19 protein-coding genes are annotated in these 21,430 nt (G+C 42.5%); 14 read left to right on the top strand and 5 right to left on the bottom strand.

Annotation, left to right across the window (positions count from 1 at the left end):
• Together B5F18_RS02600 and glyA are read left to right on the top strand one after the other, a co-directional pair.
• A complete protein-coding gene (locus tag B5F18_RS02600) occupies window positions 1-1,287 on the top strand; it encodes an ATP-binding protein (protein ID WP_087156113.1) in 1,287 nt (428 codons plus the stop codon).
• Between the two features lie 29 nt (window positions 1,288-1,316).
• The gene (gene glyA / locus B5F18_RS02595; protein WP_087156112.1) at window positions 1,317-2,564 is read left to right on the top strand and encodes a serine hydroxymethyltransferase; all 1,248 of its coding nucleotides are present in this window, start codon (window positions 1,317-1,319) and stop codon (window positions 2,562-2,564) included.
• 52 nt (window positions 2,565-2,616) lie between these two features.
• Here glyA and B5F18_RS02590 read toward each other — a convergent pair whose 3' ends face one another.
• Window positions 2,617-3,255: an ATP-binding protein gene (locus B5F18_RS02590; RefSeq protein WP_087156111.1), complete on the bottom strand. Its 639-nt coding sequence runs from the start codon at window positions 3,253-3,255 to the stop codon at window positions 2,617-2,619.
• 109 nt (window positions 3,256-3,364) lie between these two features.
• Here B5F18_RS02590 and B5F18_RS02585 point away from each other — a divergent pair, with 109 nt between their 5' ends.
• Complete coding sequence (locus tag B5F18_RS02585; protein WP_087156110.1) at window positions 3,365-4,045, top strand: Crp/Fnr family transcriptional regulator; 681 nt, start codon at window positions 3,365-3,367, stop codon at window positions 4,043-4,045.
• On the opposite strand, the gene B5F18_RS02580 is transcribed toward B5F18_RS02585, so the two are convergent.
• A complete protein-coding gene (locus B5F18_RS02580) occupies window positions 4,024-5,766 on the bottom strand; it encodes an Rqc2 family fibronectin-binding protein (RefSeq protein ID WP_087156109.1) in 1,743 nt (580 codons plus the stop codon). The two genes, B5F18_RS02585 and B5F18_RS02580, sit on opposite strands and share 22 nt — an antisense overlap.
• A 257-nt stretch (window positions 5,767-6,023) precedes the next feature.
• On the opposite strand from B5F18_RS02580, the gene B5F18_RS02575 reads away from it, so the two are divergent.
• The 10 genes from B5F18_RS02575 (at window position 6,024) to B5F18_RS02530 (ending at window position 13,846) form a co-directional block, all read left to right on the top strand.
• Window positions 6,024-6,701: an MmcQ/YjbR family DNA-binding protein gene (locus B5F18_RS02575; protein WP_087156108.1), complete on the top strand. Its 678-nt coding sequence runs from the start codon at window positions 6,024-6,026 to the stop codon at window positions 6,699-6,701.
• 118 nt (window positions 6,702-6,819) lie between these two features.
• A complete protein-coding gene (locus B5F18_RS02570) occupies window positions 6,820-7,698 on the top strand; it encodes a YicC/YloC family endoribonuclease (protein WP_087156107.1) in 879 nt (292 codons plus the stop codon).
• A 53-nt stretch (window positions 7,699-7,751) separates the two neighbouring features.
• Window positions 7,752-8,384 (top strand): guanylate kinase, encoded by a 633-nt coding sequence (gmk, locus tag B5F18_RS02565; RefSeq protein WP_087156106.1) that lies wholly within the window; start codon window positions 7,752-7,754, stop codon window positions 8,382-8,384.
• Window positions 8,385-8,386: 2 nt separating this feature from the next.
• Window positions 8,387-8,629 (top strand): DNA-directed RNA polymerase subunit omega, encoded by a 243-nt coding sequence (gene rpoZ / locus B5F18_RS02560; RefSeq protein ID WP_087156105.1) that lies wholly within the window; start codon window positions 8,387-8,389, stop codon window positions 8,627-8,629.
• 62 nt (window positions 8,630-8,691) lie between these two features.
• Window positions 8,692-10,017, top strand: coding sequence for a 30S ribosomal protein S12 methylthiotransferase RimO (gene rimO / locus B5F18_RS02555; RefSeq protein ID WP_087156104.1), 1,326 nt, complete (start codon window positions 8,692-8,694; stop codon window positions 10,015-10,017).
• A complete protein-coding gene (gene pgsA, locus B5F18_RS02550) occupies window positions 10,014-10,556 on the top strand; it encodes a CDP-diacylglycerol--glycerol-3-phosphate 3-phosphatidyltransferase (RefSeq protein WP_087156103.1) in 543 nt (180 codons plus the stop codon). Before rimO ends, pgsA begins: the two co-directional genes overlap by 4 nt.
• Before the next feature lie 100 nt (window positions 10,557-10,656).
• Entirely contained in the window at window positions 10,657-11,133 is a 477-nt protein-coding gene (locus B5F18_RS02545) for a CinA family protein (RefSeq protein WP_087156102.1), read from the top strand.
• A 17-nt stretch (window positions 11,134-11,150) separates the two neighbouring features.
• Entirely contained in the window at window positions 11,151-11,927 is a 777-nt protein-coding gene (locus B5F18_RS02540) for a GNAT family N-acetyltransferase (RefSeq protein WP_162607524.1), read from the top strand.
• A gap of 200 nt (window positions 11,928-12,127) precedes the next feature.
• Window positions 12,128-12,820 (top strand): iron-sulfur cluster assembly scaffold protein, encoded by a 693-nt coding sequence (locus tag B5F18_RS02535; RefSeq protein WP_087156100.1) that lies wholly within the window; start codon window positions 12,128-12,130, stop codon window positions 12,818-12,820.
• Window positions 12,821-12,835: 15 nt separating this feature from the next.
• The gene (locus tag B5F18_RS02530; RefSeq protein WP_087156099.1) at window positions 12,836-13,846 is read left to right on the top strand and encodes a GGGtGRT protein; all 1,011 of its coding nucleotides are present in this window, start codon (window positions 12,836-12,838) and stop codon (window positions 13,844-13,846) included.
• A 183-nt stretch (window positions 13,847-14,029) separates the two neighbouring features.
• Here the strand turns inward: B5F18_RS02530 and B5F18_RS02525 are convergent, their stop codons facing one another.
• The 3 genes from B5F18_RS02525 to B5F18_RS02505 all read right to left on the bottom strand — a co-directional run bounded on the left by B5F18_RS02525 (window position 14,030) and on the right by B5F18_RS02505 (window position 16,436).
• A complete protein-coding gene (locus B5F18_RS02525) occupies window positions 14,030-14,500 on the bottom strand; it encodes a tyrosine-type recombinase/integrase (protein ID WP_087156098.1) in 471 nt (156 codons plus the stop codon).
• Between the two features lie 918 nt (window positions 14,501-15,418).
• Window positions 15,419-15,712 (bottom strand): DUF2085 domain-containing protein, encoded by a 294-nt coding sequence (locus tag B5F18_RS13035; RefSeq protein ID WP_242955794.1) that lies wholly within the window; start codon window positions 15,710-15,712, stop codon window positions 15,419-15,421.
• A 295-nt stretch (window positions 15,713-16,007) separates the two neighbouring features.
• Window positions 16,008-16,436, bottom strand: coding sequence for an IS110 family transposase (locus B5F18_RS02505; RefSeq protein WP_242955786.1), 429 nt, complete (start codon window positions 16,434-16,436; stop codon window positions 16,008-16,010).
• A 399-nt stretch (window positions 16,437-16,835) separates the two neighbouring features.
• Between B5F18_RS02505 and B5F18_RS02500 the strand changes: the two genes are divergently transcribed.
• Window positions 16,836-20,945: a family 20 glycosylhydrolase gene (locus B5F18_RS02500; protein WP_087156094.1), complete on the top strand. Its 4,110-nt coding sequence runs from the start codon at window positions 16,836-16,838 to the stop codon at window positions 20,943-20,945.
• Window positions 20,946-21,430: the final 485 nt, after the last annotated feature.

Below are 21,430 nucleotides of genomic sequence, written 5' to 3'. Positions count from 1 at the left end.
ATGAGGACGAATGAATTGATGCTCTATAAACATATGGAGCAGGAGTCAATTTTGGATGACATGACATTTTTGATGGATAATTACGACAATGCATATTACAACAAAGAGGACTTAAAGAGCCTGCTGTTTGAATGCATGAATGCACTTTTGGAATTGGCGGCAAGCCATGGGTTTGAGGGAAATCTTTGGCATACCTATCTCACATACCTTCTTGCAAATCACGAAAATGCCTACAGTACAGCTTGTGAGATTGTGGGGGAAATCGAAGGAAGTATCAATGAGGTAGCGCTGCATGATTTTGAGATTTTCAAAGAGCTTTTTGATTATGATTTCCAAAAGCTTGAAAATGCATTGGAGGCATCCTGTTTTTCCGTGCTTTTTGGGTACAAGAACCCAAAAGGACAAGGTAAAGTGTATAATAAAAGAATTCGGGACAGAATCTGCGATCTGAGTGTGCATCTTGGAAAGGCACAAGATGCAGCGGAGTTCAAGAAGGTGCTGACCAACTTTTACAAAGAGTTTGGCGTAGGAAAGTTTGGTCTTCATAAGGCATTTCGTGTGGAGAGGAAAGACGGGGAGGTGGATATTGTCCCTATCACAAAGATTGCCCATGTCAACCTGGATGATCTCGTTGGATATGAGATTGCAAAGCAGAAACTGACGGACAACACGAGGGCATTTGTGGAAGGCAAGAGGGCAAACAACTGCCTGCTCTACGGCGATGCGGGGACCGGAAAATCCACATCCATCAAAGCAGTGTTAAACCAGTATTATGATCAGGGGCTGCGTATGATAGAAGTATATAAGCATCAATTTCAGGATTTGAATGATGTGATCGCAAAGATCAAAGACAGAAATTATAAGTTTATCATTTATATGGATGACCTGTCCTTTGAGGAATTCGAGATCGAATACAAATATTTGAAGGCAGTGATCGAGGGAGGATTGGAGAAAAAACCGGAAAATGTGCTGATCTATGCAACTTCAAACCGGCGTCATCTGGTGCGCGAGAAATTCAGCGACAAAGAAGAGCGGGATGATGATCTGCACAAAAATGATACGGTACAAGAGAAACTCTCCCTTGTGGCAAGGTTTGGGGTGTCCATCTACTTTGGAAAGCCGGACAAAAGACAGTTCCAGGATATCGTAAAAATGCTGGCTGCAAGAAATGGAATCGAGATGCCCCAGGAAAAACTTTTGTTGGATGCGAACAAATGGGAGCTCTCCCACGGCGGACTTTCCGGGAGGACAGCACAGCAGTTTATTGATTATCTGCTTGGCAAATAGAAACAAAAAGAGAAAAGGAGAACGCATGTATGAATTTAGTGACAGAAGTGATGGATTTTGTGAAAGAATTTGACCCGGAAGTAGGAGAGGCGCTTTACGGGGAACTTGGAAGACAGAGAAGAAATTTAGAGCTTATCGCATCGGAGAACATCGTGAGTCCGGCTGTTATGCTCGCTATGGGAACCGTGCCGACTAACAAGTATGCGGAAGGATACCCTGCAAAAAGATATTATGGTGGATGCCAGGATGTGGATGTGATTGAGAATATCGCGATCGAGAGAGCAAAAAAACTATTTGGGGCAGAACATGCGTGCGTGCAGCCTCATTCCGGAGCAAATGCAAATCTGGCTGTATACCAGGCGTTTTTAAATCCAGGGGATACTGTAATGGGGCTGAACCTGGATCACGGCGGACATCTGACACATGGCTCACCGGTCAATGCATCCGGTCTTTTGTATCATTTTGTGCCTTACAGTGTAAATGATAACGGATATTTGGATTACGACATCATCCGCAGTCAGGCGCTGGAGTGCAGGCCAAAGATGATCGTGGCAGGGGCATCTGCATATCCAAGAGCGATTGATTTTGAAAAATTTTCTGAGATTGCAAAAGAGGTTGGAGCAATTCTCTTTGTTGACATGGCTCACATCGCAGGGCTTGTAGCGGCAGGGCTGCATCAGAGTCCGGTTCCGTATGCGGATGTAGTGACGACGACAACCCACAAAACACTAAGAGGTCCAAGAGGGGGATTGATTCTGTGCAAAGAGGAACATGCAAAGGCGATCAACAAGGCAATTTTCCCGGGAACGCAGGGGGGACCTTTGGAACACATCATTGCGGCAAAGGCAGTATGCTTTGGTGAGGCCTTGAAACCGGAGTTTAAGGAATATCAGGCGCAGGTGGTAAAGAATGCAAAAGTGCTGGCACAGGCACTGGTGGATGAAGGCTTTGATCTGGTGTCAGGGGGAACGGACAATCATCTGATGCTTGTGGATCTGCAGAATATGAATATCACAGGAAAAGAACTTCAGAACCGTTTGGATGAAGTTTACATCACAGTGAACAAAAATGCGGTTCCAAATGATCCGCAAAGTCCATTTGTCACAAGCGGTGTCCGTATTGGAACACCGGCTGTCACGACAAGAGGGCTGAAAGAAGATGATATGAAAGAGATTGCCAGACTGATCAAACTGACGGTGACAGATTTTGAGACAAAAGCAGATGAGATCAGAAGTGCTGTCAATGCTATCTGCGAGAAATATCCGCTTTACGAATAGAAAAGTACGGACAGTTTCCTTACGCCTCAAAGGAGCTGTCCGTGTTTTTGTATTAATTTAAAATATTTCCATCCGGGGAAATGATGCACACTTCTACAGGAATCTCTTTTCCGCTTGCCTGCACGGCTGTTTTTACCGCGTACTCCATACCGCCGCAGCAAGGAACCTGCATGCGGGTTACGGTGACATCAGCAATGTCATTTTCGCGGAAGATTTCCGTCAGTTTTTCGGAGTAGTCGACCATATCCAGTTTGGGACATCCGATGAGCACTGTGCGGCCTTTGATAAAGTCCTGATGGAAATTGGCGTAAGCGTAAGCAGTACAGTCAGCTGCTATCAATATGTGGGCATTTTGAAAATAAGGTGCTTTTGTCGGAAGAAGTTTTATCTGTACCGGCCACTGGGAAAGTTGGCTTGAAGAAACAGAATTTCTGTTGGCTGTTTTTGTTGGCTGTTTTTCCAGATGGCGTTTTACGGCGTGTTCATCGTAGGCAGCTGCCTCGCGCTCCTCAAAGGAAATGGCATCTGCAGGACAGGCAGGAAGACAGTCGCCAAGCCCATCGCAGTAATCATCCCGGATCAGTTTTGCCTTGCCGTTTACCATTCTGATCGCACCTTCGTGGCAGGCGGTTGCGCAGGCCCCGCAGCCATTACACTTTTTTTCATTGATTTTTATAATACGTCGAATCATAGTATCCTCCCAATATCAGTTATTTTTATAGAATTTTCATGACACACAGAGTATAATAAAAAAATAAAAATTTGTCTGTTGTTTTTGCAACAAAGAATAGGAGTTTGTGATGGGAATTTTAAAAAAAAGTACCTTGTTTGAAGGAAATACAGAGGAAGAAATTGAGTCTATGCTAAAGTGTATGGGTGCAAAAAGAGCGACATATGGCAAGGGAAATTATATTTTTAATGAAGGGCAAACGATACATGAGATGGGGCTTATTCTGACCGGAAAAGTGCAGGTGATCAAAGAAGACTTTTGGGGGAACCGAACCATTTTGGCACAGTTAAAGGAAGGTGAGTTGTTTGGTGAGACGTACGCCTACGTGGAGGGAATGAGACTCGAAGTCAGTGTCCTTGCATCGGAGAAAACAGAAATTTTGTTTCTTGACTGCAAAAAAATTCTGCACGTCTGTCCGTCTTCCTGCCAGTTCCATCAAAGAGCTGTCAAAAATCTTCTGAAGATCATGGCGGAAAAAAATCTGCAGCTTTCCGAGAAAATTACTTACCTGTCAAAAAGAACGACGAGGGAGAAAATATTGTCTTTTCTTTCGGGACAGGCAAAAAAAGCGGGCAGTTACAACTTTGAGATTCCGTTTAACAGGCAGGAGATGGCAGATTATCTCGGAGTGGACAGGAGCGCACTCTCCAAAGAGCTTGGAAAACTAAAAAGAGAATCCATTCTTACGTTTCAGAAGAATCGATTCTCTCTTACAAAAGAACTTTCCGGTTATTCGGACTCGGATTTTTGAATGTCCGAGATATCACAGTCCATGACAAGGGAATAGTTAGTGTGATAAATGACAAAGCCTGGCTTTGCTCCCTTTACTTTTTTTACATGTTTTTTCTCCACATAGTCAATCTCCACTTTATCGCTGCCGCGGCTTTTGGAATAGTAGGCAGCCAGTTTGCCGGCCTCTTCGAATGTCCGGTCCGGAAGTTCCTGTCCATTGCTTTTTACAATGACGTGGGAGCCGGGAATGCCTTTTGCGTGGAACCACCAGTCATTCCCGGAGGCAAACTGGAAAGTGAGTTCCTCGTTCTGAATATTATTTTTACCTACATACATGTCAAAACCATCGCTGGAAATATAATGAAACGGATGGCTTTTCCATTTTATTTTTTGTTTGGACGCTTTTTTCTTTACATAGCCGGTACGGATGAGCTCTTCTTTGATCTCCAGAAGATCGTCCTCGCTAAGGGCAATGTCAAGCGCGTTGCTGACAGATTCCAGATAGTCGATCTCATCTTTTGTCTCTGTGATCAGTGTGGACAGTGCCTCATAGGTGCGTTTTAATTTATTGTATTTTTCAAAATATTTTTTCGCATTTTCTGCCGGAGTTTTCGTTGGATCCAAAGGAATGGAGATAGTTTCATTTTTATAATAATTCAATGCCTCCATATTTTTGGCTCCTTCCGGAACATTGTAGCCGTAAGTGTGGATGAGCTCGCCGTAGACTTTGAATTTTTCCCTTCCTTCCGTATCTTTTAACTGTTTTAGCTGAAGGTCATATTTTTTCCGGTTGCGCTCAAGCGCAGTCTGTACGATATGGCGCAGGTCAACGGATTTTTGACGGATACGGCCAAGTATGTTTTTGGACGCATAATAGTTGGACACAACCTCTGATACAGAAGAAAAAGAGACTTTGCTATAAGTAGAAAAGTGTGTAAGTGGAACCGAAGAGAATTCCTTAGGTTCTTTTTTGTCATAGTAGATAGCTGGTTCAAAATTTCCTTCCTTCACAGCGTCAAAAAAGAAGACAAACTGTTTGTAAAAATGCAGGAGCATATCTTCGGAAAACTCTTTTGGAGGGATGGAAGAATCCACTCCTGCGCGATGGCAGATTTCTTCCGAAATCACAGGGCTGATGCCTGTGAACCCAGTATAAACAGCTTTAGATAAAGGCATTGGTTTGGAGCAAAGTACCTCTTTAAATTCTTTCCATGTAGTCTCCAATGGATTTTTTTTGTGCATGGTATCCGGGATAAAGTATTCCCGTCCCGGCAGTACTTCCCGGACAGAGCTCATCTGTGCGGATACATGCTTGATGCTGTCGATGATCTTTCCGTCTGCAGTGCAAAAAATGATATTGCTGTGTTTTCCCATGATTTCCACGATCAGTTTCTTGCGGCAGACATCCCCAAGCTCGTCCAGGTGTTCAATGTCAAAGTGAATGATGCGCTCCAAAGATGGCTGAAAGATGTCTACGATCCTTCCATTTCCGATGTATTTGCGAAGCAGCATGCAGAAGTTAGGCGCTGTCATTGGGCTTGGTTTGTTTTCTGAAGTTTCATATATTAAAGGCAGGGACGCGCTGGCAGAGATACACAGCCTTTTTTGGCCGGATGGAGTTTTGACAGTGAGAAGAAGTTCATCCGTCTCCGGCTGTGCGATTTTATTGATGCGGCCCTCTATTAGATTTTTTTTAAATTCCTTTACTAAATTAGCGATGGTAATTCCGTCTAAAGCCATGATGATTTGTTCCTCCTGTGCATCGTTTGTTTTGTAGCTATATTGTTATCTTAAAATCTTAATTTTAATTCTTATCTTTCATTATAGCATGGCCTTAACATTCTATCTATCAGTGATCGCAAGAATTTGAACAGGAAATTTATCACATAAGTATTTTTACAATAAAACAAGGAATGAAATGACGACTATTCGTTACCGTGCTATAATCAAAGATAAAAGCCAGAGGATTGATCACAGATTTATGGGAGTGTAAACAAATGAGCATTGAAAAAGAAGTATTCAAAAGATGTAAGATAGATTTTGAAAAATTATTGTCTTATGGATTTTCAAACGAAAATGGTGATTATATTTACTCAAAAAATATTATGAATGATAATTTTAGAGTTGACATTATTGTTACCAAAGATGGAAGAATCGCTGGGACAGTATTAGATTTATCATTATATGAAGAATATACAAACTTTCGTATTGAATCTTTGGTGGGAGAATTTGTTGCAAAAGTTCGAGAAGAATTTGAAAACATTTTATGGGATATAAAAAATAGTTGTACTACGACAGAATACTTTTTGTCAGGTCAGGCAAATAGAATATCTCATTTAATCATACAAAAATATGATGATAAACCAGAGTTTTTATGGAAAAAATACCCTGGATACGGTATATATAGAAATACTAGCAATGAAAAATGGTATGCATTGATTATGAATATTAGTATAGGCAAAATATCTCAAGGAGATTATGAAGTAGAAATTATAAATGTTAAATTAAATGAAGAAAAAATAAAAAAACTTTTAAAGCAAAAAGGGTTCTATCAGGCATACCATATGAATAAAAAAAATTGGATTTCTATTATTTTGGATAATACTCTAAGTGACGATGAAATCATGTCCTATATAGAAGAGAGTCATAGATTTACAGAAATGACGGATAGATAGTTCCTGTAAGCGTATTCTGTCTGTTCGCGGGGAGCTTTCAGTTGACATAAAAGTAGAAAAAGATTATCATAAACAATAATGATTTAACACAGGAAACAGTGAAAATGAGGTAGTGCAGATGATAAAAAGTATGACAGGTTTTGGGAGATTTGAGATTTCCAAGGCAGAGCGGAAGATTACAGTGGAGTTAAAAAGCGTGAACCACAGATATCTGGATGTAAATATCCGGATGCCGAAGAAACTGAATTTTTTCGAATCCTCCATAAGAAACCTTTTAAAACAGTACGCGTCCAGAGGAAAGATAGATATTTTTATCACGTATGAGGATATGACGGAAACCCAGGTTGCGCTGAAATACAATGAAACGCTGGCAAGGGAGTACATGGAATATTATAAGAAGATGAGAGAAACTTTTGGATTGGAGAACGATGTAAAGGTGTCTACTTTGGCAAGATGTCCGGAAGTGATCACTATGGAGGAGCAGACAGCGGACGAGGAAGAACTCTGGAATATTTTAAAGCAGGCATTGGAAGGAGCGTTTGAGCAGCTTGTGGAGACGAGAGCTGCGGAGGGAATCCATCTGAAAAAAGATTTGATCGAAAAGCTGGACAATATGGAAACATATGTGGAGAAGGTGGAAGAACGCTCTCCAAAGATCGTTGCAGAGTACAGGGAAAAGATAGAGGCAAAAGTCAAAGAGCTTTTGGATGATACACAGATCGATGAGAACCGGATCGCGCAGGAAGTTGTTCTTTTTGCAGACAAGATCTGCACAGATGAGGAGACAGTCCGCCTGAAAAGCCATATCAGGAATATGAAGGAAACGTTGGAGGCCAGTGAAGGGATTGGAAGAAAATTGGATTTTATCGCTCAGGAGATGAACCGGGAGGCAAATACGATCCTCTCCAAAGCCAATGATCTGGAGACATCCAATCTTGCCATAGAGCTGAAGACAGAAGTAGAAAAAGTGCGGGAGCAGATACAAAATATTGAATAATTTTTCATTTAATGGTATGATACTGAAATATGACATTATGAAAGGTGAAGAAAATGGATAGAAAAGGTATTTTGATTGTCGTATCAGGATTTTCCGGATCCGGGAAAGGTACCATCATGAAAAAGCTCTTGGAAGAGCATGACAATTATGCGCTGTCCATTTCCGCGACTACAAGACAGCCGCGGGAAGGAGAGATGGACGGGAGAGAATATTTTTTCAAAACAAGAGAAGATTTTGAAAAAATGATTGCACAAGATGGCCTGATAGAGTATGCTGAATACGTAAATAATTATTACGGCACACCAAAAGCGTATGTGGAGCAAAAACTTTTGGAAGGAAAAGACGTAATTTTAGAGATTGAGATTCAGGGTGCGCTCAAAGTCAAGGAAAAATTTCCTCAGACGCTCCTTCTTTTTATCACGCCTCCGGATATGGAGACATTGAGGAAAAGGTTGATCGGCAGAGGCACAGAGACACTGGAGGTTGTGGAATCCAGGATGAGACGTGCCGCAGAAGAGGCGGAGGGAATCGAAGAGTATGATTATCTGGTTGTGAACGATACGCTGGATGAGTGCACAGAAGAGGTTCACCGTATCATTCAAAGTGAGCACAGCCGGACAGCGCGCAATGCCCAGTTTATTGAAAGAATAAGGAAAGAATTAAAAGAGAACAGGAAAGGGGAATAATCATGCTGCATCCATCTTATACGGATTTGATGAAAGTTGTAAACCAGGACGTTGAGGAGGGAGCTACAAAAATTGTCAACAGCAGATACTCCATCGTTCTTGCAACAGCAAAAAGAGCAAGACAGATCATTGCCGGTGCAGAGCCTTTGGTGATGCACAAGTCGGAGGATAAACCGCTATCCATTGCAATTGAAGAGCTCAACAAAGGAAAGATTAAAATTGTTGCAGAGGATTCTGAACAGTAAGGATAAGAAAAAGGCAGGTGCCAAAAAGGTATCTGCCTTAAAAACTGATAAGGGGAAAACGAATGAACATATTATTTGTTTCGCTTGGGTGCGATAAAAATCTGGCGGATACAGAGGCCATGCTGGGCCTTTTGGCGGCAAAAGGATATCATATGACAGATGATGAAACTTTGGCTGACATCATCATTATCAATACATGCTGTTTTATCCATGACGCAAAGGAAGAGAGTGTACAGACCATCCTTGAGATGGCAGAGTACAAAAAGACGGGATCTCTAAAAGCGCTTGTGGTGACAGGATGTCTGGCGCAGAGATATCAGCAGGAAATTCTGGATGAGATTCCTGAAGTGGATGTCATTTTGGGGACAAGCTCATTTGACGAGATCATTGAGGCAGTGGAGGAAGCGCTGGAGGGCAAACACGGTATGCATTTAAAGGATATCGATGCCTTGCCTTTGATAGAAGGAAAAAGACTTGTCACAACCGGAGGGCATTACGCTTATTTAAAGATAGCCGAAGGATGCGACAAACACTGCACATACTGCATTATTCCGAAGATCCGCGGAAACTTTAGGAGCGTTCCGATGGAAAGACTCATCAAAGAGGCGGAAGATCTTGCCTCTCAGGGAGTCAAAGAGCTTATCTTAGTGGCGCAGGAGACGACGTTGTACGGGAAAGATCTGTACGGAGAAAAATCACTGCATAAGCTATTACGAAAACTTTGCAAGATCAGCGGTATTTACTGGATCCGGATTCTTTATTGCTATCCGGAGGAGATCACGGATGAGCTTATCGAAGTGATGAAGGAAGAAAAGAAGATCTGCCACTATCTGGATCTGCCGATCCAGCATGCAAGCAATCGGATTTTAAAACGCATGGGAAGGCGTACATCGAAAGAACAGCTGATGGAGATCATCGGGAAACTTAAGAAAGAAATTCCGGATATTGCCCTTCGCACTACGCTCATCACCGGATTTCCGGGTGAGACACAGGAAGATCACGAAGAACTGATGCAGTTTGTGGATGAGATGGAGTTTGACAGACTGGGCGTGTTTACGTACTCCCAGGAAGAAGATACCCCTGCAGCTTTGATGGAAGACCAGATAGAGGGAGAGGTCAAAGAAGAGAGACAGGCAGAGCTTATGGAACTGCAGCAGGAGATTGCATTTGACATGGCTGAGGATATGATCGGAAGAGAAGTGCTGGTCATGGTGGAAGGAAAAGTTGCGGATGAAAACGCCTATGTCGGCAGAACGTACAAGGATGCACCGAATGTGGACGGGCTCATTTTTATCAATACAGAGGAAGAACTGATGTCCGGGGATTTTGTCAAAGTAAAGGTGACAGGGGCATTGGAATATGATTTGATAGGAGAGATGATACCATGAATTTACCAAATAAACTCACAGTGTTAAGAGTATTGATGATACCGTTTTTTGTATTTTTTATGCTCACGGACGTGGCGGGAGATGCCGGTAAATGGATTGCCCTTGCGCTCTTTTGTATCGCGAGTTTTACGGATCTTTTGGATGGAAAGATTGCAAGAAAATACAATCTGGTGACCAATTTTGGAAAATTTATGGATCCGTTAGCAGACAAACTTCTTGTCTCCTCCGCGATGATCTGTCTTGTGGAAAGCGGAAAGCTTGCTGCGTGGATCGTCATCATCATCATAAGCAGAGAGTTTATCATCAGCGGTTTCCGTCTTGTGGCGTCTGACAGCGGTATTGTCATTGCTGCAAGTTATTGGGGGAAATTTAAAACCGTATTTCAAATGCTGATGATCATTGTCCTGATCATGGATCTGGGCGGTGTTTTCGACACTGTTGAAACAGTGCTGATCTGGGCGGCATTGATTTTGACAATCGTATCTTTGATCGATTATGTGGCAAAAAATGTGCAGGTCCTGACAAAGGGCGGCATGTAAGAAAAAAGACAGTATTTCCGAAAAATGGAAGGCGGAAGTACTGTCTTTTGTGTTATGATAAGGATATGGGACAAGAAATGACAGAAGTGGAGGCAAAGTGATGAGATTAGAAGAACAGGTTATGAAAAAATTGATGGAACATCATATCACAGTCACGACGACAGAATCATGTACCGGAGGACTTTTGGCCGGAACGATGTTAAATGTGCCGGGGGCATCAGCTGTGTATGAGGAAGGATACATTACCTATTCCAACCAGGCAAAAGAAAAGCTGCTTGGAGTATCTCATGAGACACTCCAAAAGTACGGCGCTGTGAGTAAGGAGACAGCAGAAGAGATGGCAGCCGGGGCAGCCAGGTCAGCCAAGGCGGACGCAGCCTTATCTACTACCGGGATTGCAGGGCCTGACGGAGGGACAAAGGAAAAGCCGGTAGGGCTCATATATATAGGATGCAGTCTCTTTGGAAAGGTCACGGTAAGAGAGCTGCGCCTGCATGGAACAAGAGAAGAAAATCGAAACGAAACCGTCAGACAGGCATTGCTGCTTTTGGCTGAACAGGTATCATGTATAAAGTAGTAGAAGGAAGTGGAAAAATGGAAGTACGTTTGGTAAAAGAGGGAGAATTGTGGGATGCCATGAACCTGTGCTACCAGGTGTTTATGGAGCAGGTGGCAAACAGCTATACAGCTGAAGGGCAGAAAACTTTTCTGGATTTTTTGGAATACAACAACCAGCGCAGTGGATTTTTGGCAGGGCGTAGAAAGACATACGCTGCTTTTGAGGAAGATGGAATACGCGGCGTATTACAGATGACAAAAGAAGGACACATTACCCTTCTTTTTGTGAGAATGGACTGCCAGAGGAAGGGAATTGCCGGAGAACTTTTAAAAAAGGCAGCCGGGGAGATAAAGGAGCTGCAGATTCAGTACCTGACTGTGAACGCGGCGCCAGGGGCAGTGCAGGCATATATGCATCTTGGATTTATTCTGGATGGTGAGGAGATGATCGAGAATGGAATCCGATACACGCCGATGCATATTCAGATTGAAAAATTGCTGCAAAGGGAAGGAAAAAAGAAATATCCGGAAAAGAAAATTGCTGTTGCGGTGGCATGCGTAATCGCGGTTGTGGGAGCTGTCCATGCAGGGTTTGTTGTGTCGGATGCAATAGAGGAGCAGAACCGGATTGTCCATGAGATGGAGCAGGAGCTATCACCTTACCAGGAGTATTATGAAGATGAGGGCAACTATTTGGATGACTATTATGACAATTTTGACAGATTTTTCCGTGACGGCGGTGATTTTGGGGGCAGCGATGGCGGTGGATATTATGATTCTCCATACAAGGGCGGAGCAGACGGATGGCTGTAAAAACAGACAAAAACCGTCAATAGTGACAATGGGAAAGAGCTTACTTTCCCGGCATACATAAAGTTGCCAAAAACGAAAAATTAGGAAAAAATATGTGGACGAAACCCACAGTTTGTGAGAAAATATAGCTATATATGGGTGTTAAAACTTTATCAACCATTATAAAAGAGAAAATTTCATAATTTGAAAGGAGTCTTAACATGATTTATTCACACGAAGTACAAATGATGTGTCCGGTTGCACAGGGTGCAAACCATGGACCAGCTCCAATCCCAGAAGAAGCAAAATGGGTACAGGCAAAAGAGATCAAGGATATCTCCGGCTTAACTCACGGTGTAGGCTGGTGTGCACCTCAGCAGGGAACGTGTAAACTTACACTGAATGTAAAAGAGGGTATCATCCAGGAAGCACTGGTTGAGACAATCGGATGTTCAGGTATGACACACTCCGCTGCTATGGCATCTGAGATCCTGCCAGGAAAGACAATTCTCGAAGCATTGAACACAGACCTTGTCTGTGATGCGATCAATACAGCTATGAGAGAATTGTTCTTGCAGATTGTATACGGAAGAACACAGAGCGCATTCTCAGAGGATGGACTTCCGATCGGAGCTGGTCTTGAGGATTTAGGAAAAGGACTTCGTTCTCAGGTTGGTACCATGTACGGAACATTGGCAAAAGGTCCTCGTTACCTTGAAATGGCAGAAGGTTATGTAACAGGAATCGCTTTGGATGAGAACAATGAGATCATCGGATACCAGTTCGTAAGCCTTGGAAAATTCACAGATTTCATCAAAAAAGGTGATACACCGAACGATGCTTGGGAAAAAGCTAAAGGACAGTACGGCCGCGTCGCTGACGCAGTAAAAATCATCGACCCAAGACAAGAATAGGAGGAGGACGTTACAATGGCTTTATTTGAATCATATGAAAGAAGAATTGATAAAATCAATAGCGTATTAAACAGCTATGGAATCGCATCTATTGAAGAAGCGGAAAAAATCACAAAAGATGCTGGCCTTGACGTTTACAATCAGGTAAAAGGAATCCAGCCAATCTGTTTTGAAAATGCTTGCTGGGCATACATCGTAGGCGCTGCGATCGCGATCAAAAAAGGATGTACAAAAGCAGCAGATGCGGCAGCTGCAATCGGTGAAGGCCTTCAGGCTTTCTGTATCCCGGGCTCTGTTGCTGACCAGAGAAAAGTTGGTCTTGGACATGGAAACTTAGGAAAAATGCTTCTGGAAGAAGACACAGACTGTTTTGCATTCCTTGCAGGACACGAATCTTTCGCAGCAGCTGAAGGTGCTATCGGAATTGCTGAGAAAGCAAACAAAGTACGTAAAAAACCACTGCGTGTTATCCTGAACGGTCTTGGAAAAGACGCTGCAAAGATCATCTCCAGAATCAATGGTTTTACATATGTTCAGACAGAGTATGACTACTACACAGGAGAACTCAAAGAAGTTTCCAGAACAGCTTACTCTGACGGACTTCGCTCTAAAGTAAACTGCTACGGAGCAAACGATGTTCGCGAAGGTGTTGCGATCATGTGGAAAGAGGGAGTAGACGTATCCATCACAGGTAACTCTACAAACCCGACACGTTTCCAGCATCCGGTTGCAGGAACATACAAAAAAGAATGTATTGAAGCAGGAAAGAAATACTTCTCCGTTGCATCCGGCGGTGGTACAGGACGTACACTTCACCCGGACAACATGGCAGCAGGTCCAGCTTCCTACGGTATGACAGATACATTGGGACGTATGCATTCTGACGCTCAGTTTGCTGGTTCTTCTTCTGTACCTGCACACGTAGAGATGATGGGTCTTATCGGCGCTGGAAACAACCCGATGGTTGGTATGACAGTTGCTGTTGCAGTTGCTATTGAAGAGGCTGCTAAAGAAGGTAAGTTCTAAGAATTGGATCAATGAAAGCTCAGGAAACGCCGCAATCTCAAGGGATTGCGGCGTTTTTTAGCGTTGAGCAAGATTTGTAAAAAAGCGGTCTGGAAAAACAGAAAAAGGGAACGGAAACTAACACACAACTAACACCTACAACTAACACGGGAATCTTGTTGTGAAACATGATTTTTAGAAATATCATCCGATTTTACAGATTTCCGACATGAGGTAATCATTCAGATCCAGGTGTGTATAATGCTTATCTGTGACATCTGTGATTTCATGTCCCATAATTTTTTTGCGTGCAAAATCATCCATGTGGGCATCTTTGGCGCGAGTAGAAAAGGTGTGTCTTGGACAACTTGGGCGGTATAACTTGTCCAACCCGTGGCGAGTGAGAATCTTTTTAAAGCGGCCGCGGTATTTATCATAAGTCATGGCAGCAGGTGTTGTTTTATCATAATCGTAAAAGAGAAGTTCTCCATCAGATTTTTTATAATAGTATTCGATAAGGCCGACAATCTTTGGATGAATCGGAATGGTCCGATTAAACCCGGCATCTGTTTTCATTCCACCAGTCATAGTCATGTGAAATAAGTCTATATTTTCTTTTTTTAGCTGCAACAATTCCTCTGGCCGCAATCCTGAATATATGTTAATAAGTATCATTTTCGTATATCCGTAGTCCAAATCATCCCATAATATTTGTTCATGCTCGGGCAAAATTGGGTTTTTATCTTTTCGATTTTTCTCAATCTACCCTGTATTCCTTTGAGTGTGAATTGCTTTGCCGGATTGTATTGTACGAGATTTGCAAGCACGGCATAATCATACATAAGATTAAAAATAGACTTCATACGGGATTTTGTATTATCGGACGGAGAGACTTTTTTACCTTTATCGTCAATTTTATAAGAACTATTGATAAGATTCTTGATTTGCTGGGGAGACAGAGTGCAGGCATTCTGCGTTTTAAATTCAGAGTGAACATATTGCCAGGCGGCTTGTACGGTCCGAATTGCAGAGGCATCAATCTCTTCAAAGTATTCATCTGTCCAATGTTCGTACAGATCAGATACAGTGGTAATCTTCGTAGTAAGTTCATAAGGGTTTTCATTGTACTGATCGAGTGCAATATTTGCTTTGGATTCTGTTGGAAAATAACCAATGGGTTTTTGAATTTGCCGAACTCTGCCTGTCTTTTCGTTAAGCTCCCAACCGGTAGTGACAGACGCAACCCATAGATTGCGTCGATTTCCGGATAATCGGTATACGGTACCGTGACCGTTCGCGCGTCTCGTGCTCCTTACACTTTTTTCTTTTTTGGAAGTACAGGTTGGTTAATGGGATAGCCGCAGCCGGGGCAGCAGAGCGCAACACTGCTTATTTGCCGGTTGCATTCCGGACAGTTGATTAATGCCATAAGATCACCTTTCTTAATTTTGGGTATAAAAATAACAGCCAGCGAACTTTTGTTTCGCTTGCATGGCTGTTCCAAAGATGATACAATAGTGTCCGTTAAAATATTCGCATATCTTCGGATATGTAACTCCGTCCTGGTGTTGGCGCACCGGGGCGGTTTTTCTGTTATATAAGGATGTTATAAATAAAAGATAGAGTTTTGAAAAGTATATGGACAATAGAAATGCCACATAATATTCCCAAAACAAATCTTTTAGGATTGGTAGAAGTATAACGGGTAAAATACTGAATAACTCCATCTAATGCACAAGAAAAAAAGAATATCAATAGTAATAAAAGAGAGAGTTGGATATTAAAAATCCAGAATAACACTCCTAAAATATAACCTAAAGCGATGCCAGTACATCTGGCACAAAGCGGAAATTGATATCCTCGAAAGAAAAAACTTCTTTCAGGCATTTGATGACACCCGCCATACTTAGCAAACCAATTCATTGTTTTGACCCAGATTTCGTCTTTGCGATTCATTACATTTTAAATTTATGTCCACAATCAGAACAAACCCAATAGTGATCGGTTTGTGTTTTGCCAGCTCCGCAAAGACCACAGATACCAAATAAGCATACTTTCCAGGCTTTTACACCCTTTCCGTGTGTGTCAGTGATTGCCTGTAAATTTGTGCCGCCGCAGTTTGGGCAACAAACTTTACCCTCTTCATTTTTTGCCATTGTAGGTTGTTTTTCATGGCAGTTTTCTAGTCCGTATAGAAACTGAACTGCCGGTTTATTGTCTTAATTTGGTTGCGTGTTTTATCCATGTTTCTATATTGTTTCAGTTTTGCCCAGCGGTCAAGAGCATAACGGGAGATTTTTTTAGAATCCACTTTATCCGTCTTTGGAGTACGAAGAGAGTCGTCTCCGAAATCCCTGATAAGTATAGGATTGACAGCGTTGACAAAGATGCCGGCATCAGAGAGACAGCTGGCAATGGGTTCATAATATCTGCCGGTGTGCTCCATGTAGGCTTTGGTTTCGTCGTCCAGACGTTTGATCTGCTCAATAAGAGTGTTAATAGCGGACCGGGTGAGTGGAATATCACGGGGCGGCATGAGAACCACACCGCCGGGGCTGCGGATGGTGACAGTGCTTTTGCCTTCGGAAACATCGATACCAATAGCGTTCATGATAAAAACTCCTTTGAAATGAACTAGCAATGGTCAATACCAGATTTATTCATTGACTGTTCAATCTACTGGGGATATCACATGAACGTAAAAGGGTTCAACCTGCGTAAAACGAATGCTGCGAATGAGGGCTGGTTGACTGGCTTAATTACGGACGCTACGTCCTGAGAAAGGAAGGCCAGACCTATTGCCATACTCATTCTAACAGCTTAAGCAACAAGATGGGTAATTCCTTACTGGCTGTAAGGGGTATTAACCATAAATATATTGGAGTAATGAAAGAATAAATTTAGCAAAAAATATAAACAAAGCAGCAATTATTAGTAATGAAAAAAAGCAACTAAAATTCTATAATTATTTTTATGAATAAAAAAATAAAATGTATAGGAGGAAGTAGTTATGCGAAAGAGAAGACACAGAGTGATTTCTCTGCTTTTGGCATCCGCAATGGTTTTGACCAGCGGGCTTTACGGTAATATAACCGATGCCAAAGCAGAGGGAACCGCCAAAGAGTCAGAAAGTTTGGAAAGACAGTTGATTCCGAAACCATTGGAATACTATCAGGATGAAGATGGCGGTAAATTTGTCCTGGAGGATGATGCGGAAATCTATGTGGATGAAAATGCTGAAGTGACAAGGACCGGAAACTATCTTCAGGAAGAGTTTCAGAAATCAACAGGATTTGAACTCCCTGTAAAAACAGGAGACGATGCTTCAGCGGAGGATATCCAGCTTGCACTGGACGGAGCGGAAGATCTTGGAAATGAAGGCTACACAGTCAAAGTAGATGAAAACGGAATCAAAGTTTCCGCATACCAGCCGGAAGGTGTATTCAATGGAGTTCAGACGTTGAGGCAGCTGTTCCCGTCAGAAATCGAGAGCACAGAAGTGGAAACAGATGTGGAGTGGGCTGCCCCATATTGCGACATCAAGGACAAACCGGAATATGAATACCGTGGAATGATGCTGGATGTGGCAAGACATTTCTTCCCTGTAGAATCTGTAAAACGTCAGATCGATCAGGCAGCAAAGTATAAAATCAACAAACTGCACATGCATATGACGGATGACCAGGGATGGCGTCTGGAAATTAAGGGAGAAATGTACGGGGAAAGTCTTGACAAACTGCGCACCATCGGAGCGTCAAGGTCTTGTGCAACAAATGGTTACAGACCAGGACAGTATACGCAGGAAGAATTCAGAGAACTGGCAGAGTATGCAGCTGAACGTTATGTTGAGATCATTCCGGAATTCGATATGCCTTCCCATACATGGGCAGCGCTTGTATCCTTAAATTTCCTCAACAGTACAGAAGATGGAAAACCGCATGCACCTGGATATGACAATACACAGCCATATGACGGCTATGATGTAGGGTTCTGTACATATGAATGCCGCAATGAGAAAACATATGAATTTATCGAAGAAGTGATCAAACAGGTGGCTCCATTGTATCCGTCAAAATACATTCATATCGGCGGAGATGAGGCACACAGTACATCCGATGAGGACTATGCATACTTCTGCAACCGTGTCACAGAGATTGCACAGAAATACGGAAAGACTCCGATTGGATGGCAGAATTATGATACTGTAGTAGAAGACAAAGAGAATACAGTGACACAGTTCTGGTCAACAGGTAATACCCAGTTCCAGGAAGGGATCAATTATATTGTATCAACAGCAGACCATGCATATATGGATATGAAGTATGATTCTTCCTGCCCATATGGACTGACCTGGGCAAGTATGAATCCAATCGATGATGCTTACAACTGGGATCCGACAGACCATGGTTCCAAAGATCAGGTTGTAGGTATAGAGGCTCCGATGTTTGGAGAGACTCTGGCAGAGGATGAAGCATGGGACTACATGATTTATCCAAGATTAATGGGACATGCAGAGATTGGCTGGACTCCAAAGGATGACAGAGTATGGGAAGACTACAGAACCAGAATGATCGCTCATGGAGAACGTCTGAAAAATGCAGGCATTCAGTTCTATGAAGATGAAGATTACTGGGAAAAACCGTCCATTCCGGTAAGTGATTCCTGGACAATGAATGAAGGAGAAGGAACTACGATTCAGGATGTATCCGGGGAATACCCGGGAACAATCGCAGGAGATGTTCAGTGGGTTGATGGAAAATATGGAAAAGGTCTGAAATTCAACAGCGGATATGTTGACTTGAATGTGGAAGGTGCAAGAAAACAGTGGACAGCCAGCATGTGGGTCAACAGAGAAGACAATCCGCATACAAACAGTGTGCTTTTGTCAGGAGATGCCGGAGAGATCAAACTGGAGCAGTATAATGACACGAATAAAGTGGGATTAACAGAATTTGGAGTGGAGGACTGGACATTTGACTATGAAGCTCCAATTGGAGAATGGGTACACCTGGCATTTGTATCAGACGGAACAAGCACTTCTTTATATGTAAACGGTGAATTACAGGATTCTTTGGATCATGTGATCACAGCCCCGTTCAAGAGAGCAGGTTCCAACGCGAAATCTGATCTGGCAGATAATGGTGCATTAAAGGGCAGCATGGATGATCTGAAAGTGATCAACCGCGCACTGACAGCCGATCAAGTAAAAGATCTGATGAATGAAGGGAACGTACCGCTTTATACAGATTTTCTGGAAACTGCGTTAGAGGCAGCAGAAAAAGTAAATCTTGATGATTATGTGACAGCAGGAAAAGCAGAATTTGAAACAGCCAAAGCTGCTGCAGAAGCAATCAAAGAAAATGGAGCAGCAAATCAGGGTGAAATCAACAGAGCTACTCAGGCACTGGATGATGCAAGACTGGCATTGAAACCAAAAGCAGACAAGAGTATTTTGAATTCCATTGTTGATAAGGCGAAAAAACTGGTGGAAGACGAATACACGGAAGAATCATGGGATGTACTGGAAGAAAAACTGGCAGCAGCGGAAGAACTTCAGAATAATCCGGAGTTATCAACAGATGACCAGCAGACAATCAGTGCAGCAGTAGATGCATTGAATGAAGCAATTGACGGACTGGTCAAGAAAGGGGAAAAACCTCTTCAGATCCATATGAACTTTGACGAAGGCGAAGGTACAACCGTAACAGACAGTGAAGGTGCTTATACAGGAACACTCACAGGAAGTGTTGAATGGGTGGACGGTAAATACGGGAAAGCCCTTTCCTTTGATGAAGGATATGTAGACCTTGGCATCAATGATGTGAAAGGCAGCTGGACAATCGGTATGTGGGTAAAACGGGAAGACAATGACCGCACAAATACTGCATTGATTTCGGGAAATACAGGAGAACTGAAACTGGAACAGTGGAAGAATACAAAGAAAGTCGGTGTCAGCGAGTATGGAGTGGATGACTGGACATTTGATTACGAAACACCGGCTGATGAATGGGTACATCTGACATTTGTGGGAGCAGACAACAAGACTGTACTGTATGTCAATGGTGAAAAACAAGGTGAGATAGACCATTACATTGCAGCTCCAACTTTATTCCTTGGCGCAAATGCAAGAACAAATCTGGCAGACCGGGGATATCTGAAAGGTGCGGTAGATGATCTGAAGATTTATCAGGGTGCGCTGACAGAAGAGGAGATCAAGGAGATGATGAAGAACGAAACTTCATCAGAAAAAATATCCACAGCAGTTCTTGAATATGCACTGGAGCTTGCAGCAGGAGCGGACACAGAAGGTGTTATTGCATCCGTTGTGGACAGATTCAACGCAGCAGTGGAAACAGGTCAGGAACTCCTTGACAAAGTTCAGGCAGGAGATGCAGCCGTAACTCAGGAAATGGTGGACAATGCATGGCAGGAGCTTGTCAGCATGATGCAGTATCTGTCCTTCAAACAGGGCGACAAGACAGACCTTGCAAAAGTGATCGCTCTGGCAGATGAGATGAACAACAACATGGACTCCTATCTGGATGATGGAAAAGAATCGTTTGCGGAAGCACTTGAGGCTGCAAAAGCAGTGCAGGCAGACGGCGATGCAATGCAGGAAGAGGTCAATACAGCATGGAAAAACCTTCTCACAGCCATGGCAGGACTTCAGAAGATTCCGGACAAGACTGCTCTGGAAGAACTTTTGAATAAGGCGGAAGGATTGAATGAGGCTGATTACGAGGCAGAAAGCTTTGCGGCATTCAGGACAGCATTTGCAGATGCAAAAGCAGTTTATGAAGATGAGCAGGCTACAACAGCACAAGTAACTGCAGCGGCTAAAGAGCTTGAAGGAGCGATTTCCAAACTGACACCTGTAAAAGATACAGATGAAAGTACTGTGGCGAATTCAGGAAGTACAACGACAAGCTCTGACGACAAGGGTACATCTGCAGATAAGAAAGATACAAATACGGCCAATACGTCAAACGTGGCAAAAGGAACAACGACAAAATCTGCGAAGACAGGCGATATGGCAAACATGACAGCAGTGGCAGCAATGATGCTTGCAGCAGCAATGGTATCAATTGTGGTTTATACAAAGAGAAAAGAAGATTGTTGATTTAATAATGGCTAACCAGTTACGAAAATTTCTTTGTTAGAAACCCGGACAAAAAAGTTATAGAATAAAATATAATATGCTCCCTTCTGGATAGTAGATTAACATTATGAAACTTGCTATCCGAAAGGGAGCATTTTTTCTGCTAAAATTTATTATAGTAAATATAATAATTTCTATAAAATTAATAGTGAAAAGTGCACATAAAAAATGGAAAATAATAGAAAATTTGTTCCATAAAGATATTAATTGTATAATTATCCGAAAAAAGTATACTATTAAATGTTTTTGCATTTTGATATTGAAAATAATAACCAAAAAAATAATATAAAAGAGTAAATATCAGCTGATTTACACAAAAATGATAGAAAGAGGGTTACTATGAAGAAGAGAAATTTGAAAGTGCTCAGTATGCTCTTGGTAGCAAGCATGGCAGTACCGCAGGCAGCGGGAACATTGGGCTACACATCTTTGAACGTTCATGCAGA

It is taken from the genome of Lachnoclostridium sp. An181, assembly GCF_002160325.1.
In the GTDB taxonomy this organism is placed as follows: domain Bacteria; phylum Bacillota; class Clostridia; order Lachnospirales; family Lachnospiraceae; genus An181.
Note: the sequence above shows the minus strand (reverse complement) of the source record. Positions and strands in the feature narration are given on the sequence as shown.

What these genes read in the sequence shown, in the direction of transcription:
- B5F18_RS02600 (WP_087156113.1), top strand. Translation starts at nt 1, where the DNA reads ATGAGGACGAATGAATTGATGCTCTATAAACATATGGAGCAGGAGTCA.
- glyA (WP_087156112.1), top strand. Translation starts at nt 1,317, where the DNA reads ATGAATTTAGTGACAGAAGTGATGGATTTTGTGAAAGAATTTGACCCG.
- B5F18_RS02590 (WP_087156111.1), bottom strand. Translation starts at nt 3,255, where the DNA reads ATGATTCGACGTATTATAAAAATCAATGAAAAAAAGTGTAATGGCTGC.
- B5F18_RS02585 (WP_087156110.1), top strand. Translation starts at nt 3,365, where the DNA reads ATGGGAATTTTAAAAAAAAGTACCTTGTTTGAAGGAAATACAGAGGAA.
- B5F18_RS02580 (WP_087156109.1), bottom strand. Translation starts at nt 5,766, where the DNA reads ATGGCTTTAGACGGAATTACCATCGCTAATTTAGTAAAGGAATTTAAA.
- B5F18_RS02575 (WP_087156108.1), top strand. Translation starts at nt 6,024, where the DNA reads ATGAGCATTGAAAAAGAAGTATTCAAAAGATGTAAGATAGATTTTGAA.
- B5F18_RS02570 (WP_087156107.1), top strand. Translation starts at nt 6,820, where the DNA reads ATGATAAAAAGTATGACAGGTTTTGGGAGATTTGAGATTTCCAAGGCA.
- gmk (WP_087156106.1), top strand. Translation starts at nt 7,752, where the DNA reads ATGGATAGAAAAGGTATTTTGATTGTCGTATCAGGATTTTCCGGATCC.
- rpoZ (WP_087156105.1), top strand. Translation starts at nt 8,387, where the DNA reads ATGCTGCATCCATCTTATACGGATTTGATGAAAGTTGTAAACCAGGAC.
- rimO (WP_087156104.1), top strand. Translation starts at nt 8,692, where the DNA reads ATGAACATATTATTTGTTTCGCTTGGGTGCGATAAAAATCTGGCGGAT.
- pgsA (WP_087156103.1), top strand. Translation starts at nt 10,014, where the DNA reads ATGAATTTACCAAATAAACTCACAGTGTTAAGAGTATTGATGATACCG.
- B5F18_RS02545 (WP_087156102.1), top strand. Translation starts at nt 10,657, where the DNA reads ATGAGATTAGAAGAACAGGTTATGAAAAAATTGATGGAACATCATATC.
- B5F18_RS02540 (WP_162607524.1), top strand. Translation starts at nt 11,151, where the DNA reads ATGGAAGTACGTTTGGTAAAAGAGGGAGAATTGTGGGATGCCATGAAC.
- B5F18_RS02535 (WP_087156100.1), top strand. Translation starts at nt 12,128, where the DNA reads ATGATTTATTCACACGAAGTACAAATGATGTGTCCGGTTGCACAGGGT.
- B5F18_RS02530 (WP_087156099.1), top strand. Translation starts at nt 12,836, where the DNA reads ATGGCTTTATTTGAATCATATGAAAGAAGAATTGATAAAATCAATAGC.
- B5F18_RS02525 (WP_087156098.1), bottom strand. Translation starts at nt 14,500, where the DNA reads ATGATACTTATTAACATATATTCAGGATTGCGGCCAGAGGAATTGTTG.
- B5F18_RS13035 (WP_242955794.1), bottom strand. Translation starts at nt 15,712, where the DNA reads ATGCCTGAAAGAAGTTTTTTCTTTCGAGGATATCAATTTCCGCTTTGT.
- B5F18_RS02505 (WP_242955786.1), bottom strand. Translation starts at nt 16,436, where the DNA reads ATGAACGCTATTGGTATCGATGTTTCCGAAGGCAAAAGCACTGTCACC.
- B5F18_RS02500 (WP_087156094.1), top strand. Translation starts at nt 16,836, where the DNA reads ATGCGAAAGAGAAGACACAGAGTGATTTCTCTGCTTTTGGCATCCGCA.